The sequence below is a fragment of the Flavobacterium sp. LHD-80 genome, assembly GCF_030929605.1.
Taxonomy (GTDB): Bacteria; Bacteroidota; Bacteroidia; order Flavobacteriales; family Flavobacteriaceae; genus Flavobacterium.
Window position 1 is genome coordinate 548,760 of sequence record NZ_JAVFVS010000005.1, and the last position, 15,751, is coordinate 564,510.

At 33.6% G+C, this 15,751-nt stretch carries 14 protein-coding genes; 11 read left to right on the forward strand and 3 right to left on the reverse strand.

The features are described from left to right. Positions 1-37 precede the first annotated feature (37 nt). The 3 genes from RB619_RS10410 to RB619_RS10420 all read left to right on the forward strand — a co-directional run bounded on the left by RB619_RS10410 (position 38) and on the right by RB619_RS10420 (position 3,293). Positions 38-1,633 (forward strand): PepSY-associated TM helix domain-containing protein, encoded by a 1,596-nt coding sequence (locus RB619_RS10410; protein ID WP_308097067.1) that lies wholly within the window; start codon positions 38-40, stop codon positions 1,631-1,633. A 116-nt stretch (positions 1,634-1,749) separates the two neighbouring features. Further along, a complete protein-coding gene (locus RB619_RS10415) occupies positions 1,750-2,385 on the forward strand; it encodes a DUF2306 domain-containing protein (protein ID WP_308097069.1) in 636 nt (211 codons plus the stop codon). Further along, on the forward strand, positions 2,382-3,293 hold the full coding sequence (locus tag RB619_RS10420; protein ID WP_308097071.1) for a YARHG domain-containing protein: 912 nt from the start codon (positions 2,382-2,384) through the stop codon (positions 3,291-3,293). Before RB619_RS10415 ends, RB619_RS10420 begins: the two co-directional genes overlap by 4 nt. Before the next feature lie 153 nt (positions 3,294-3,446). Here RB619_RS10420 and RB619_RS10425 read toward each other — a convergent pair whose 3' ends face one another. After that, on the reverse strand, positions 3,447-4,109 hold the full coding sequence (locus tag RB619_RS10425) for an RNA methyltransferase (protein ID WP_308097207.1): 663 nt from the start codon (positions 4,107-4,109) through the stop codon (positions 3,447-3,449). A 192-nt stretch (positions 4,110-4,301) separates the two neighbouring features. Between RB619_RS10425 and RB619_RS10430 the strand changes: the two genes are divergently transcribed. From RB619_RS10430 to RB619_RS10450, 5 genes are all read left to right on the forward strand, one after another. Beyond that, positions 4,302-5,609 (forward strand): BNR repeat-containing protein, encoded by a 1,308-nt coding sequence (locus RB619_RS10430; protein WP_308097073.1) that lies wholly within the window; start codon positions 4,302-4,304, stop codon positions 5,607-5,609. Positions 5,610-5,624: 15 nt separating this feature from the next. Then, on the forward strand, positions 5,625-6,314 hold the full coding sequence (locus RB619_RS10435; protein ID WP_308097075.1) for an NAD-dependent deacylase: 690 nt from the start codon (positions 5,625-5,627) through the stop codon (positions 6,312-6,314). A 231-nt stretch (positions 6,315-6,545) separates the two neighbouring features. Beyond that, a complete protein-coding gene (purB, locus tag RB619_RS10440; protein ID WP_308097077.1) occupies positions 6,546-7,892 on the forward strand; it encodes an adenylosuccinate lyase in 1,347 nt (448 codons plus the stop codon). 6 nt (positions 7,893-7,898) lie between these two features. Continuing rightward, complete coding sequence (locus RB619_RS10445) at positions 7,899-8,513, forward strand: hypothetical protein (protein WP_308097080.1); 615 nt, start codon at positions 7,899-7,901, stop codon at positions 8,511-8,513. 286 nt (positions 8,514-8,799) lie between these two features. Further along, a complete protein-coding gene (locus RB619_RS10450; RefSeq protein WP_308097083.1) occupies positions 8,800-11,052 on the forward strand; it encodes a cation:proton antiporter in 2,253 nt (750 codons plus the stop codon). Between the two features lie 141 nt (positions 11,053-11,193). Here the strand turns inward: RB619_RS10450 and RB619_RS10455 are convergent, their stop codons facing one another. Together RB619_RS10455 and RB619_RS10460 are read right to left on the reverse strand one after the other, a co-directional pair. Further along, on the reverse strand, positions 11,194-11,832 hold the full coding sequence (locus RB619_RS10455) for a peroxiredoxin (protein WP_026727986.1): 639 nt from the start codon (positions 11,830-11,832) through the stop codon (positions 11,194-11,196). A 112-nt stretch (positions 11,833-11,944) separates the two neighbouring features. Next, positions 11,945-12,856, reverse strand: coding sequence for an AEC family transporter (locus RB619_RS10460; RefSeq protein ID WP_308097086.1), 912 nt, complete (start codon positions 12,854-12,856; stop codon positions 11,945-11,947). A 248-nt stretch (positions 12,857-13,104) separates the two neighbouring features. Here RB619_RS10460 and RB619_RS10465 point away from each other — a divergent pair, with 248 nt between their 5' ends. The 3 genes from RB619_RS10465 to meaB all read left to right on the forward strand — a co-directional run bounded on the left by RB619_RS10465 (position 13,105) and on the right by meaB (position 15,613). Beyond that, positions 13,105-13,512 carry an Rrf2 family transcriptional regulator gene (locus RB619_RS10465; protein ID WP_308097089.1) on the forward strand — a complete coding sequence of 136 codons (408 nt, stop codon included), beginning with the start codon at positions 13,105-13,107 and terminating at the stop codon, positions 13,510-13,512. Positions 13,513-13,569: 57 nt separating this feature from the next. Further along, on the forward strand, positions 13,570-14,211 hold the full coding sequence (locus RB619_RS10470) for an NAD(P)H-binding protein (RefSeq protein ID WP_308097092.1): 642 nt from the start codon (positions 13,570-13,572) through the stop codon (positions 14,209-14,211). Between the two features lie 307 nt (positions 14,212-14,518). Beyond that, positions 14,519-15,613 carry a methylmalonyl Co-A mutase-associated GTPase MeaB gene (meaB, locus tag RB619_RS10475; protein ID WP_308097094.1) on the forward strand — a complete coding sequence of 365 codons (1,095 nt, stop codon included), beginning with the start codon at positions 14,519-14,521 and terminating at the stop codon, positions 15,611-15,613. Positions 15,614-15,751: the final 138 nt, after the last annotated feature.

Consider the following 15,751-nt stretch of genomic DNA (forward strand, 5'->3'; position numbering starts at 1 on the left):
CCGATAGCTATCGGGAGTGGCCAAAAAAAAGCAACCAATGAGTAAAGAAACAAACAAAAAATCTTCGAAAAAGAAAGATTCTAAAATCGTTAAAAAAATCAAACAACACATGTATAGATGGCATCGTGTTATTGGATTAATTACTATTATTCCCGTGATTTTTTGGACATTTTCTGGCTTGATGCATCCTTTTATGGCGCATTTTTTCAAACCAGAAATTGCGCATGACAAGATCGAACAGCAAATTATTGACAAGAGCCAATTGCACTATTCTATTCAGGAAGTTTTGCTGAAAAACGAATTATCTCAGTTTAAAAATTTCCGAATCGTAACTTTCAATAATGCCGCTTATTATCAAGTAAAAACAATTCTTGGCGAACTTTGGTATTTTGATGCTTCCACAGCCAAAAAACTAGAAAACGGAGATCAAAAATATGCCGAATGGCTTTCGCGTTATTTTTTAGATGACCAAAAAAGTGTCGTAAAAAACAGTGAAATTGTAACCGAATTTACATCGCAATATAAATATGTAAATCGTTATTTGCCAGTTTATAAATTAAGTTTTAACCGTCCAGATGCTATGCAGGTTTATGTCGAAACCTCATCTAGCAAACTGGCAACTTATAATCCAACTTCGAGACAATTTTTTATCTGGTTTTTTGATACGTTTCACAATTGGTCGTTTATAGATGCGATCAGCAATAACAGTATCCGAATTATTACGATGATTTTCTTATTATCAATTATTGGATTTTCTGCCTTGAGCGGTATTTTAATTTATGGTCTGCTTTGGAAACAATTCAAAAAAACAGATAATTTAGCTCCAAAAAAAGGTTTAAGAAAATACCACCGCCAAATAGGAATCTGGGTTTCGCTTTTCACCCTTACTTTTGCTTTTAGCGGTGCGTATCATGCGACGACAAAATGGGCGCCGTATACTTTATCGCAAATGGTTTATGAGCCTACATTTGTAACCAAAGAAATTCCTGGCGCAAATAACAATCTCAATTTAGATTGGAATCGTTTTCAAAACATCAGTTTAACTACATTGAATGACTCTACTTATTACAGATGTCAATTACTTGAAAAAAAAACAAAAAGATTCAAAAAACCAAAATCAGATTCTAAATGGAATAAAAAAGAAGATCCAAAATCTGAAGTAGTTTACATTAATGCTGCAACAAATCAAGTTGTTCCAAATATGGATCTGCAATATGCTGAATTTTTGGCTTATTATTTTACCGATGGAGCTCCAAAAGCATCTTGCTGTGAAATGATTGATACATCTGAGGAAGATTCTCCTTCTTTAGAAAACATAAAACTATTAGAATCAAAAGAATTAACCGATTTTGAAAGCAGAGAATATGGCTTTGTCAACAAAAGACTTCCGGTTATAAAACTGGCTTATGATACGCCAGAGAAAACGACTTATTTTATCGAAACTTCAACATCAAGATTGGCTGCAGTTGTAAATAATTCAGACAAAATCGAAGGATATTCTTTTGCCATTTTGCACAAATTTTTATTTATGGATTGGGCTGGAAAAAACATTCGAGATTTAGCGACTGTTTTAGCAGCGCTATCCATTTTAATTGTGAGCATTCTAGGTTTTGTTCTTTTTCTAAAAAAATAGTTCAAAGATGCTAAGGTTCTGAGTTGCTAAGATTCTAAGTTTTTGCCTTTAGAATCTTAGCAACTCAGAATATTTTTCTTACATTTGATTTTCAAAATAATCTCTTGCAAATAAAATTGAAAAAGTACTTAAAGCTTTCGTTTCCATTCTTAATGACATTGTGCTTTAGCTATTTTTTTATTTTGATGATTCAAATTACTTGGCAATATGTTCCATTAAGAAATGATGTTGCTTTTCTTCAAATAAAACAAACAGAAGTTTCTGAAATCCCTTTTTACATTACTTTCTTTTACATACATGTGTATTCGGCAATCTTTGTTTTACTTGCCGGATTTACTCAGTTTAATTCGGGTTTATTACAGAACAAGCCTGTTCTTCATAGAAATATTGGAAAATTATATGTGTTTACAGTATTGTTTTTAAGTGCGCCGTCTGGTCTATTTATTGGTGTTTTTGCTAATGGCGGTTTTTACTCAAAAATATCTTTCGTCACTTTATCGATCTTATGGTTTTATTTTACACTGAGAGGTTTTTTAACCATTAAAAACAAAAATATCCCACTTCATAAAGCCTTTATGATGCGAAGTTTCGCCTTAACATTTTCAGCAATAACATTGCGTTTTTGGAAGGTTATTCTTGTATATTTGTTTCAGCCTTCGCCAATGGATGTCTATCAAATCATTGCTTGGATTGGCTGGATTCCAAATTTATTAATCATTGAATACTATCTATTTAATCAATCTAAAAAATGAAAAAACTTTTTTGTTTCCTGTTAGTTGTATTATTATTTTCTTGTAACTCAAAAGAGAAAGAAAGTCCAAAAAACACTAAACTTTTAGCAGAAAACAAAGAAATAAGAACCTATTTATACGGCTCTTATGTGGGATATTCTATGATTGAAGAACGAGACACTACTAGACCTGTTGTAGAAGGTGCAAACACGATTAATATTTTAATTAAGAGAATTACAGAATCAGAAGTAATTGGTCAAAGAATTATAGACGGGAAAAGCAAACCTATTAAAGGTTTTATGAGAAAAACAGGGAATACCTTTTATTTTACTCTGAAGGAACCTGGAGATGATAAAAATGATGGCGTCTTTACTTTTGAAATACAAAAAGATTCGGTACTGAAAGGAACTTGGCAAGCAAACGATCCCAAAAAAGAAGTCACAAAAAGAAAATACATACTTAAAAAAAGGGAATTTAAATACGATCCTCATGCTATGCTTCCCGAAGGAGAAATGTATATTGATTATGTAAATCCTAAAGAACAAGAACAGGCAGAAAATCAGACAGAAAAAATCGAAAACGATACAATCGATGATTATGAAGGCGAAGATGAATCCAGCAGCGCACTTTATAGAGCCGCGTCAGAAGTCGTTTTTAAACTTAATTCTTCAACAACAAAACTGAAAGAAAGTCAGTTAAAAAATTTAAAGAAACTGGATTTAGAAATTCTAAGAAACACCATTTTTGCCCGACATGGTTATGCTTTCAAATCGGAAACGATTAGACAATTTTTTGATTTTGTTCCTTGGTATGTTCCAATTTCAGAAAATGTTGACAATCAATTAACCGAAACAGAAAAACAAAACGTAGCAATATTAAAACGTTTTGAGAAATACGCTACGGACAATTATGATACTTTTGGAAGATAGTTCTTCGTAAGTTTCTAAGATTTTGAGAGGCTAAAGTTCTAAGGTTTTTATTCCACAGATAGCATTGTAGAGACAAACAGCAGTACGTTTTTCGCATTTTTTAAAATACTTAGCAACTAAGAATCTTAGCGTCTTAGAAACTTAAAAAAAACTTTATCTTGGATTTTCTTCGTAATAACGCGCTTCAATTCGTTTAATATCCTTAATCGAATTTTTGGCCCATAAAAGACGTTTCTCTAAAATTTCGTCTTCAGAAAGTTGCCATTTTACATTGGATCTTCTCAGTCTGTTTGTCAAACTTTGAATGATAATTGCAGCCGAAACAGAAATATTCAAACTCTCAGTAAAACCTACCATTGGTATTTTTAGGAAACCATCGGCGTTGTCCATAATTTCTTTTGACAATCCTTCTTTTTCTGTTCCAAAAAATAAAGCGCTTGGTTTTGAAATATCAAAATCTTCCAACACCGAATCATTTTCATGTGGTGTTGTTGCAATGATTTGATAACCTTTATTTTTTAAATCAGAAAGACATCCTGAAACCGAATCAAATCTATTAATATCTACCCATTTTTGAGCACCCAAAGCAATTTCTTTGTCAATTCTTTTTCCAAAACGTTGTTCGATTACATTTAATTCTTGGATACCAAAAACTTCACAGCTTCTCATTACCGCACTTGTGTTGTGCATTTGGAAAACATCTTCTACAGCAACTGTAAAATGTTTAGTGCGATTTTCCAAAACGTGCAGAAATCTTTCTTTACGGTTCTCTGTCAGTATATTTTCAAGAAATGCGAGGTAATCTAAATCAATCATTTTATTTCTGTTTCCGGCAAAAATAACAATAATTGTGATATCGGGCAAAGCGACTTTTTATAGGTGCAACTTCATTTATAGATTTAAACTGGTATGGTTTAGGACTTAATTATATTTAAATCGGCTATTTTTACTGATTCGAAAAATCCAACCAATTTTCATTTTACTAACTACAACCAACCACACTTTTTAATGAAATCACATTTTTACAAAATTCTTTTTTTTCTTCTTTTTAGTTCATTTTCCTGCATCGCACAACAAAACGTAGAAATTCCGGTAGGAAATGGCTGGAGCAGCAATTCTGTCAATACGGTAAAATTTAGAAAAAATGCCTTAACGACTTTTAAAGACTTTCAATTTATAGCTTATTATGATAATGAAGGTTATGTGATTTTGGGCAAAAGAAAATTAAAATCTACAAATTGGGAACTCGTAAAAACACCTTATACCGGAAATATCAAAGATGCTCATAATACCATTAGTATTGCTATTGACGGCGAAGGATATTTACATTTAAGCTGGGATCATCATGACACCAAACTTCGATATGCAAAAAGCAAATTGCCATTGAGTTTAAATTTAGGAAAAGAAGAATCGATGACTGGCAATTCTGAACAAAAAGTAACCTATCCTGAATTTCACAATTTACCAAATGGAAATTTATTATTCTTGTACCGTTCTGGCGCTTCGGGAAGAGGCAATATGATTATTAATTCTTATTCGGTTAAAGATAAAAAATGGTCACAAATTCAAAGTAATTTAGTAAATGGCGAAGAGCAAAGAAGTGCCTACTGGCAAGCCAAAGTAGATAAAAAAGGCACCATTCACCTTTCTTGGACATGGAGAGAAAGTTGGGATGTTTCGACCAATCACGATATTTGTTATGCCCGTTCAGAAGATGGCGGTTTGACTTGGGAAAAATCAAATGGAGAAAAATACAATTTGCCAATAACTATCGCATCGGCAGAAATTGCTTGGAAAATCCCAGAAAAATCAAGCTTGATTAATCAGACTTCGATGACTGCTGACGAAAACGGAAATCCTTATATTGCCAATTATTGGAACGAAAATAATATTCCGCAATTTCAAATTGTATATTTGGAAAATGGCGTTTGGAAAAAAACAAATACAGCATTCAGAAAAACTTCTTTTTCCTTAGGCGGCGGAGGCACCAAAAAAATTCCGATTTCTAGACCCGATTTAGTAATTAAAGAAAACGGAAAAAACCGAAATTTATATCTTCTTTTTAGAGACAGCGAAAGAGACAATAAAGTTTCAATGGCGTACACCAATTTGAGCAATAATATAGCATGGAAAGTTACCGACTTAACTACAGCTTCTATTGGTGAATGGGAACCAAATTATGATATTTCGCTTTGGGAAAAACAAAAAAAACTTCATATCTTTCTTCAAAATGTGAATCAGGTTGACGGCGAAGGTCTGGCAAAATCAGAACCAACAATGGTAAGGGTTTTAGAAGTGAATCAGTTGCCTGAATAAGATAATATTAGAAAAATGAAAAAGAAACTTGTCGTTTTAACCGGCGCCGGAATTAGTGCTGAAAGCGGTATCAAAACCTTTCGAGACAGCGATGGTTTATGGGAAGGACACGATGTTATGGAAGTTGCAACTCCTGAAGGCTGGCATAAAAATCAGGAATTGGTTTTGGATTTTTACAACAAAAGACGTCAGCAACTAAAAGAAGTAAAACCAAATTTAGGCCATATTATTTTAGCCGAATTAGAAAAAGATTTCGACGTTCATATCATTACACAAAATGTTGATGATTTGCATGAACGCGCCGGAAGTACAAATGTTTTGCATTTGCATGGTGAATTATTAAAAGTAAGAAGCATTAGAGATAAAAACCTCATTTTAGATTGGACTGAAGATTTATATACAGGCGATTTTGATGCAAACGGACACCAATTGCGCCCGCATATTGTTTGGTTTGGTGAAGAAGTTCCGGCTCTTGAAGAAGCAATTGACATTACAGAAACGGCCGATTATTTTGCTGTAATTGGAACTTCACTGCAAGTTTATCCTGCAGCAGGCCTTATTGCTTATGCGCCAAGTACAACTCCCGTTTTTTATATTGATCCAAAACCAATTGCGATTCCGAATATCCGAAATAAAGTAGAAACGATTGCCAAATTTGCATCAGAAGGTGTTGCTGATTTAAGAGAAAAATTAAAATCGATTTAAAAGCATAATTATTAAACACTAATTTACTTTGTCTGTTCGCTATCGCTCGAGTCACGAATTAACACGAATGTTTGTCTTGTCTATAAATTGAGCAGAGAAAATTAGTGCTAATTCGTGAAATTTGTGTTTTGCCTTCTTTTTTCTCTTTTAAAATGCCTTCAATTGACTTTCTGATTACTTTAAATCCGCAAATTCTGTTTATATTTGCACCTTTCGAAAAACAACATAACAATGACTACTCTAAACGAATTGAATGCTATATCACCAATTGATGGAAGATATAGAAATAAAACTCAAAATTTAGCACCTTTTTTCTCTGAAGAAGCTTTAATAAAATACCGTGTTTTGGTTGAAGTGGAATACTTCATTGCTTTATGCGAAATTCCGTTGCCACAGCTTTCTAGTGTAAATTCAGATTTATTTGACAGCTTAAGAAATATCTACAAAAATTTCTCAACTGAAGATGCACTTTGGATTAAAGAAACAGAAAAAGTGACCAACCACGACGTAAAAGCAGTTGAATACTTCATTAAAGATGCTTTTGAAAAATTAGGTTTATCACAATACAAAGAGTTCATTCACTTCGGATTAACATCTCAAGATATTAATAATACTGCTATTCCGCTTTCTACAAAAGAAGCTTTTGAGCAGGTTTATATGCCATCCTTAATTTCTTTGATTTCTAAATTGAAAGAATTAAGTGTTGAATGGAAAGATATCCCGATGTTGGCGCGTACGCACGGACAGCCGGCCTCTCCTACTCGTTTAGGAAAAGAGATTTTGGTTTTTGTTGAGCGTTTAGAAGAGCAAATGCGTTTGTTATTCAACGTTCCTTTTGCAGCTAAATTTGGTGGTGCAACTGGAAATTTCAACGCTCATCATGTAGCTTATCCACAAATTGACTGGAAACAATTCGGAACTAAATTTGTTGAAACTGATTTAGGTTTACAACATTCTTTTCCAACAACACAAATTGAACATTACGACCATTTTGCTGCCTTTTTTGACGGCTTAAAAAGAATCAACAATATCATTATCGATTTAGACCGTGATATCTGGACGTATGTTTCAATGGATTATTTCAAACAAAAAATCAAAGCTGGAGAAATTGGTTCATCGGCAATGCCACATAAAGTAAACCCTATCGATTTTGAAAATTCTGAAGGAAACTTAGGAATTGCAAATGCTATTTTCGAGCATTTAGCAGCGAAATTGCCAATTTCAAGATTACAGCGTGATTTAACAGACAGTACTGTTTTAAGAAATGTTGGTGTTCCTGTTGGACACACAATTATTGCTTTTGAAGCAACTTTAAAAGGTTTGAACAAATTGCTTTTGAACGAAAGTAAATTTGCTGAAGATTTAGAGAAAAACTGGGCTGTTGTTGCTGAGGCTATTCAGACTATTTTACGTCGTGAGGCGTATCCAAATCCGTATGAGGCTTTGAAAGGTTTGACAAGAACAAATGAAGCAATTGACAAAAACGCAATTCATAATTTTATTGCGACTTTAGAGGTTTCTGATGCCGTTAGAGCTGAATTAATGCAAATAACTCCTAGCAATTACACAGGTATTTAATCTTTTATGAAAATAAGATTTATTGTAATTTTATTGTTTGCACTGCATGTGTCAGCCTTTTACGGACAAAAGAAAACTGTAGACGATATTGAAATTGAAATTCTTAAAGTAAAAGAACCTTCCAGTTTTTCAAACGAACTGTTGAGAGGCATCAAATTCGATCAAGAAAAGTTTAAGTACGTAATGGTGAAATGCAAAGTCAACTCATTGAAAGAGAATCGTACTCAAATAAGTGCTTTTTCATTAGTAGACACAGTTAACAAAATTAGATATCGTTTAGGTGATTATTTAGGCTATGGAGCTATTATTGGTAATCCTGAAAGAAATTATTTCAGGAAAACAAAATCCAATAACAAAACATCTAATTACAATACGCCCCAATTTCGTGCAAATGAAATTGATTTATTTGACAAGTATAAATTTGAAGGATACACTCCTTTTGAGATTCCAGTAGAATTTGGAACAAAAAAGAATCCGGACCAAAGTATCATTTATTTTGGACAAACGGCATATAAAAATTTTAAAGCTGAATTGTTTTTCATTATTCCTTTAGAACTAAAAAACGATAGTTTTATTCTTTATTATAAAGATTCAAAAATAGGAACTGCAAAACTAAAATAACTTGAAAGGCATATTTAAAACCTAGTAACTCCTAAGGAATTTAAAGAAAACCTAAAATATTTTCCCAAAAAAAGCTATCTTTATCGAGATAGCTTTTTTTATTGAATCTGATTGGAAAACTAGCCCAGACTGAAATGAAAAGCCTTTTGCTCGAAAAACTATATTTTTTTGCTGTTACAGAGCGACCAACGGAAGCTCCTGTAACGGCGTTAAAAATATGTTTTTTGAGCAAAAGCTTGAAATGTAAGGCTGGAAATAGCTCCTGAAACTAAAATACCACTTCTATATGATTGCCTTAAACGCCGCTGCGGAAACTACACACCATTTGCAACCTTTAATCAGCGACTTGGGATTAATCCTGATGACTGCTGGAATTGCTGTGCTCATCTTTAAAAAAATGAAACAGCCTCTAGTTTTAGGTTATCTGATCGCAGGATTTTTGGCCGGAAACCATTTCGATTTTTTTCCTTCAATAACTGATATGAAAAGTGTCGAAGTTTGGGCCGAAATTGGTGTTATCTTTTTACTGTTCAGTTTAGGACTCGAATTTAGTTTTAAGAAACTGATGAAAGTTGGAGGCACTTCTTCCGTCACCGCCATCACTCAGATTATATTTATGACATTAATTGGTTATTTAGTAGGCCAATGGATGGGCTGGGGAAAAATGGATAGTATTTTTCTTGGTGCAACACTTTCGATTTCTTCCACAACTATTATTATTAGGGCTTTTGATGAATTGGGAGTAAAAGGAAAAAAGTTCGTTGGGATTGTATTTGGCGCGTTGATTGTAGAGGATATTGTGGCTATTTTAATGCTTGTTTTATTGTCAACAATTGCAGTTAGCGATCAAATTTCTGGAACAGCATTATTGCAGTCTGTTTTAAAATTAGTATTCTTTTTGATTATTTGGTTTTTAGGCGGGATTTTTATTATTCCAACACTTCTCAAAAAGGCAAAGCATTTATTAAGTGACGAAATGTTGCTAATTATTTCGCTTGCATTGTGTTTGATGATGGTAATGTTTGCTGCCAATGTTGGTTTTTCTCCCGCACTGGGCGCTTTCATTATGGGTTCTATTATTGCTGAAACCACTCAGGCAGAAAAAATCGAACATTTAATTCAACCCGTAAAAGACTTATTTGGAGCCGTTTTCTTCGTGTCTGTCGGAATGTTGATTAATCCTGTGACTTTAGTTGATTTTGCGCTTCCTGTTTTGATTATCACTTTGGTGACAATTTTTGGAAAAGCACTAAGTTCTGCAACGGGAGCTTTACTTTCAGGTCAACCTTTGAAACAATCCGTACAAACCGGAATGAGTTTAGCGCAAATTGGGGAATTCTCATTTATTATCGCAACTCTGGGAATGACATTAAAAGTTACAAGTGATTTCTTGTATCCCATAATTGTAGCAGTTTCAGCAGTTACTACATTTACAACTCCTTTTTTAATTAAATATTCGGAAACGTTTGCTTTATATCTAGAACAGAAAATGCCTAAAAGGTGGGTTAAAAACATCAACCGTTATAGTATGAACGCGCAGGCAATTAAGTCGGTGAGCACGTGGCAAATTGTTTTGAGAGCATCGATCACGCAAATTATACTGCATACCATAATTATTACGGCAATCATTTTATTATCGTCGAAATTTGTTGCGCCTTTAGTGGCTGATACCCGATTTGGAAACACACTTGCGGCTTTAATAACTTTAGTGATTATCGCGCCGTTTTTATGGGCGCTTTCGTTACGAAGAGTAAAAGTTGATGAAGTCGAACTTTTATGGGAAGAACGTAAATACCGTGGTGCGCTTTTAATGCTGATTTTAATTAGAATGAGCCTTGGTTTATTTTTCGTCGGATTTTTATTGAACATTTTCTTCTCGCCTTTAGTCGCTTTTGTTGCCTTGATCATCGCGATTGGAGCGTATCAAATTTTTCCAAAAAAATTAAACGAGCAATATCATAAAATTGAAAATCACTTTCTGAAAAACCTGAACGATCGTGAGAACAAAAAAATCGACAGACGTTACGCTAATTTAATGCCTTGGGACGGTCACATGTCGTTTTTTGATATTGGTAAAGAATCAAACTTGGCTGGAAAAACGCTTGAAGAATTAAGAATTCGCGAACAACTCGGAATTAATATTGCAGAAATAAAACGTGGCGATATTACGATTCCGATTCCCACTAAAAATGAACGTTTGTTTCCAGGTGACGAAATTTGCGTAATTGGTACGGATGCTCAAGTAACCGAATTTGCCAAATATTTAAATCAAAACGAAATCGAAGCCGCCACCGAAGTTGAACAATCTGACATTGTACTTCGTCAATTAGAGGTTTCTCAAGAAGAATTCATTCAAAAAAGTATTGGTCAATTTAGAGGAAAAACCGGCGGTCTAGTCGTAGGGATCGAACGAAACGGAAACCGAATTTTAAATCCTGAATCTAATATTATTTTAAGCAAAAATGATATTATCTGGGTCGTAGGAGACAGAAAAAAAATGAATGAGTTGACGAAAGGAACTAAGGTTCTGAGAGGTTAAGGTTCTAAGGTTTTCTACCTTTATCAATATATTTTTTTTCCGAAACAAAAAAAGGCGCTAAGATTCTAAGTCATTAAGAGTATATCCTCTTCAATAAAAAACTTAGAATCTTAGCGCCTTAGTATCTTAGCACCTCAAAAACTATTTATTTGGTTGCGGTGTTAATCTTAAATAAGGTTTAATTGGTGTGTGTCCTTTTGGGAATTTTGCTGGAATATCACTATCTGGAATCGCTGGCGCAATTACAACATCTTCACCATCTTTCCAGTTTGCAGGAGTCGCAACACTATAATTTGCAGTTAATTGCAAACTGTCAATTACACGAAGTAATTCGTCAAAATTTCTTCCAGTCGAAGCAGGATAAGTCAAAGTCAATTTGATTTTTTTATCGGCACCAATCACAAAAACAGAGCGAACAGTAAATTTATCGCTTGCATTCGGGTGAAGCATATCATATAAAGTTGCTACTTTTTTATCTTCATCAGCAATAATTGGGAAATTAACTTCAGTATTTTGAGTTTCGTTAATGTCTTTAATCCACTCTTTGTGTGATTCTAAACCATCTACGCTCAAAGCAATAACTTTTGTATTTCTTTTATTGAATTCAGGAACATAGTTCGCCACAGTACCCAACTCAGTTGTACAAACCGGAGTAAAATCAGCAGGATGCGAAAATAAAACACCCCATGAATCGCCTAAATATTCGTGAAAATTGATTGGTCCTTGTGTGGTTTCTGCATGAAAATCTGGAGCTATATCGCCTAATCTTAATGTTGACATAATTTATAGTTTTTAGTTCCAATAAAATTAACCAAAAAACACATTAAGAAAACATCTAAAAGGTAAAAAAAAGTTAAAATTCTACTTTATCGATATAATTACTATTTTACTACTAAATAAAACTAAGAATAAAGTACCAAAAAGCAAGGGTTATAAAGGAAATTGGAATCCCGAAACCAATCATCATACTGCTTAATTTGGGTTTTAATCCGTAAGTTGAGGCTAAAATTGCACCTGTAATCATTGGCGCCATTGCAGTTTCCATCAAAGTAATTTTGATGGCCTCAGAATGCTGATTAAAAATAAAGACATACAGTACAAAAATGATAAAAGGAACTAATAGCAACTTAAAGAAAAGTCCCAGTTGTAAAAATTTCCAATGCTGGCTTTTTCTATCAAAAGTCAATTGCAAACCAACAGAAAGCAAAGCCAAAGGCGTTACCAAGCTTCCAATTTTCAGCAATACCGATTGAAAATTTTCATTTAAATTATAATCAAAAATATTCATCAGACATGCCAAAACAAACATTAAAAAGGGCGGAAACAAAATAATTTTTTTGAAAATCCCTAAAGCATTAGGGCTTCCTTTAGAATAAAAAGCCGCTGTAAAAACACCAAGTGTTGAAACTACCACAAAAGTTCCTGGTTGATCTACCAGAACGGCAGTTTCTAAACCTTTTTTACCAAATAAAGCTTCAATAATTGGATATCCAAGGAAAGAACTGTTGCTTAAACCTGCAGTTAAAATCAAACAGCCAATTAGTTTGTTGGACCAGCCATTTCTTCTTCCTAAAAAGTGAAAAAAGATACAAGCCACAATATAAGTAATCCATCCCGCTCCTATTGGAAACAGCAATTCACTACTCCATTTTATTTTTGGAATATGATATAAAGTAATAGCGGGAAGACAAAAATAAATGACAATCTTATTGAGTGTCTTATAAATATGAGTAGGAAATTGCTTTACGTGTTGTAAAAGCAATCCTAAAAACAAAAAGAAGAATATTATAATAAAGTTGTTCATATCGAGGCTTCGGGACAAAAATAGTTATTTATATTTTAGTGATTAGTGAAAAGTAATTAGTAATTAGCTTTTCGAACGAATAGCAACTACATTTTTTCTTTTGTTAAACTTATAACACATCGACAAGAATAATTTGCTAATCACTTTTCACTAATTACTATTCACTAATCACTTATTTCCAAAAAGTTAGTTAAAATTTATTTTCGTATTGTAAAACTTCTTATATTTGTAACATATTTTATTACAGTATGCTTTCAGGTAAATTTGCCATAACGATTCACATTCTCACTTTGCTTAATAAATTCCCAAACGATTATTTGTCTTCGGAATATATTGCGGGAAGTATGAACCTGAACCCTGTTTTGGTTAGAAAAGAGATTGCAAATCTAAAAGCACATCATATTGTAGAAAGTAAAGAAGGAAAAAATGGAGGCACAAAATTGGCCGTAGATTCATCTAAACTGACATTAAGAGAGATTTTTGAAATGACTTTTGAAACCATTGGATTGGGTTATGCTAAAAATCAGCCAAATCCTGATTGTCCAGTTGGAAAAAAAATCAATCAAAATCTACATGTTTTGTATGGGGAAATGAATCAAAAAGTGAGCGCTCAATTGGAAGGAATTTCTTTAGAAGATTTTTCGAACCAATTTTAAAACTATTTTTTTTACCAAAACTGTAACATTTTTTATTACTAAATAAATTTATATATTATGAAAATCGCACTTATTGGAGCTACAGGATTTGTAGGCTCAGCAATTTTAACCGAATTAGCAGACAGAAAACACGAAATTACAGCAATAGCAAGAACTCCAAAAAATACTGACAATGCAAAATGGATTGCTGCAGATATTTTTAATGCAGATGCTTTGGCAGAAATTTTAAAAGGACATGATTTAATCATTAACGCTTACAATCCGGGATGGACAAATTCAAATTACACCGCTGATTTCGAAAACGGATCAAAATCGATTCAAGAAGCGACAAAAAAATCAGGTGTAAAACGTTTTATCACTATTGGAGGTGCTGGAAGTTTATATGTAGCACCGGGCTTACAGGCAGTTGATACTCCAGAGTTTCCAAAGGAATATTATACAGCGGCTTCTGCTGCGAGAGATTATTTGAATGTTATAAAGGAGGAAAAAGAATTAGATTGGGCATTTTTTAGTCCTGCTCTTGAAATGCATCAGGGAATTACAACAGGGAGAACAGGTAAATACCGTTTAGGTTTAGAAAACCCAGTTTTCAATGACGAGCAAAGAAGTATTTTATCTGTAGAAGATTTAGCGGTTGTAATTGCTGATGAAGTAGAAACTCCAAAACATCACCAAGTTCGTTTTACAGCAGCTTATTAAAACACAAATTACACGAATTTTCACGAATTACTATTTTAGTGCTTTCTCCATTGCATTTGAGCTAAATCGTGAAACTCCACAATACTAATTGGACCCGACAGGTTTTTAAAACCTGTCGGGTCTCTTTGTGGCCAAACATCTTTAACGAACAACTTGCTATCTTTCAACTTCCTTCAGAATAAAAATAAAGGCAATAATTCGTGCAAATTTGTGAAATTCGTGTTACCACTCATTACAGCTTCAAAAGAATAATTGTCTTTTGAAACTGTTTTTGTTTTCAGTACTTTTACATTACTAAAAAAGTATTTTGTCAAGTGTAAAAAAACAGTCGAGCAGTTTAACTGAAAAAGCTGGAATTTCATCTCCTGAAATTACCAATGTTTCGGCTATAAATGACATTAAAAACAAACGCAGACAACAGCCTTCTGCATCAGAATTAATCTCTGGAATTCTTTCGGGAAACAGAACTTCGTTAAGTCGTGCAATTACGCTTATCGAAAGCACAAATCCTGAACATACTGCAAAAGCGGAAGAGATTATAAAAGGTTGTTTGCCTCATGCTAACAAATCTATTCGAATAGGAATTACGGGCGTTCCCGGAGTTGGTAAAAGTACTTTTATCGAAGCTTTTGGAACTTATCTTACTCAAACAGGAAAAAAAGTAGCAGTTCTGGCAGTTGACCCAAGCAGTTCAATTTCACACGGAAGTATTTTAGGCGATAAAACCCGAATGGAAGAATTGGTGAAAGATGAAAATGCTTTTATCAGACCAAGTGCTTCTGGGGAAACTTTAGGCGGCGTAGCGCGAAAAACCCGTGAATCGATTATTTTATGCGAAGCGGCAGGTTTTGACACCATCATTATTGAAACTGTTGGTGTTGGTCAAAGCGAAACTGCTGTTCACAGTATGGTTGACTTTTTTCTTTTATTGAAAATTTCTGGTGCCGGCGACGAACTTCAAGGCATTAAACGAGGCATTATGGAAATGGCTGATGCTATTGTAATTAATAAAGCCGACGGAGACAATATTAAAAAAGCGAATCAGGCGAAATTAGAATTCAACAGAGCTTTGCATTTGTTTCCTCCAAAAAAATCAAACTGGCAACCAAAAGTGACAACTTGCAGCGCCATTACTAAAGATGGTATTTCAGAAATCTGGAGTACTATTTCTGATTATTTTGAACTCACTAAAGAATCAGGTTTTTTCCAAGAAAAACGACATGAACAAAATCAGTTCTGGATGATGGAAACCATCAACGAACAATTGAAATCAAATTTCTATAATCAACCTGAAATTATTTCGCTTTTGGAACAAAATAAAAAAGCAGTGCAAAATGATGAAGTTTCACCTTTTGCTGCTGCTTCTGAGTTATTAAGATTTTATTTTAATAAAAGTCGCTAAGTTACTAAGATGCTAAGGTTCTAAGATTTTTTGTCAATATTGTCAGTTTGAGCGAGGTCGAGAACCCACAAAGCATTTCGACTTCGCTCAATGTGACACCGTGACAAGTCCTTAAATTAAAAACTTAGAAACTTAGCA

What these genes read in the sequence shown, in the direction of transcription:
- RB619_RS10435 (WP_308097075.1), top strand. Translation starts at nt 5,625, where the DNA reads ATGAAAAAGAAACTTGTCGTTTTAACCGGCGCCGGAATTAGTGCTGAA.
- RB619_RS10470 (WP_308097092.1), top strand. Translation starts at nt 13,570, where the DNA reads ATGAAAATCGCACTTATTGGAGCTACAGGATTTGTAGGCTCAGCAATT.
- RB619_RS10455 (WP_026727986.1), bottom strand. Translation starts at nt 11,832, where the DNA reads ATGTCAACATTAAGATTAGGCGATATAGCTCCAGATTTTCATGCAGAA.
- RB619_RS10420 (WP_308097071.1), top strand. Translation starts at nt 2,382, where the DNA reads ATGAAAAAACTTTTTTGTTTCCTGTTAGTTGTATTATTATTTTCTTGT.
- RB619_RS10430 (WP_308097073.1), top strand. Translation starts at nt 4,302, where the DNA reads ATGAAATCACATTTTTACAAAATTCTTTTTTTTCTTCTTTTTAGTTCA.
- purB (WP_308097077.1), top strand. Translation starts at nt 6,546, where the DNA reads ATGACTACTCTAAACGAATTGAATGCTATATCACCAATTGATGGAAGA.
- RB619_RS10450 (WP_308097083.1), top strand. Translation starts at nt 8,800, where the DNA reads ATGATTGCCTTAAACGCCGCTGCGGAAACTACACACCATTTGCAACCT.
- RB619_RS10410 (WP_308097067.1), top strand. Translation starts at nt 38, where the DNA reads ATGAGTAAAGAAACAAACAAAAAATCTTCGAAAAAGAAAGATTCTAAA.
- RB619_RS10445 (WP_308097080.1), top strand. Translation starts at nt 7,899, where the DNA reads ATGAAAATAAGATTTATTGTAATTTTATTGTTTGCACTGCATGTGTCA.
- RB619_RS10425 (WP_308097207.1), bottom strand. Translation starts at nt 4,109, where the DNA reads ATGATTGATTTAGATTACCTCGCATTTCTTGAAAATATACTGACAGAG.
- RB619_RS10460 (WP_308097086.1), bottom strand. Translation starts at nt 12,856, where the DNA reads ATGAACAACTTTATTATAATATTCTTCTTTTTGTTTTTAGGATTGCTT.
- RB619_RS10465 (WP_308097089.1), top strand. Translation starts at nt 13,105, where the DNA reads ATGCTTTCAGGTAAATTTGCCATAACGATTCACATTCTCACTTTGCTT.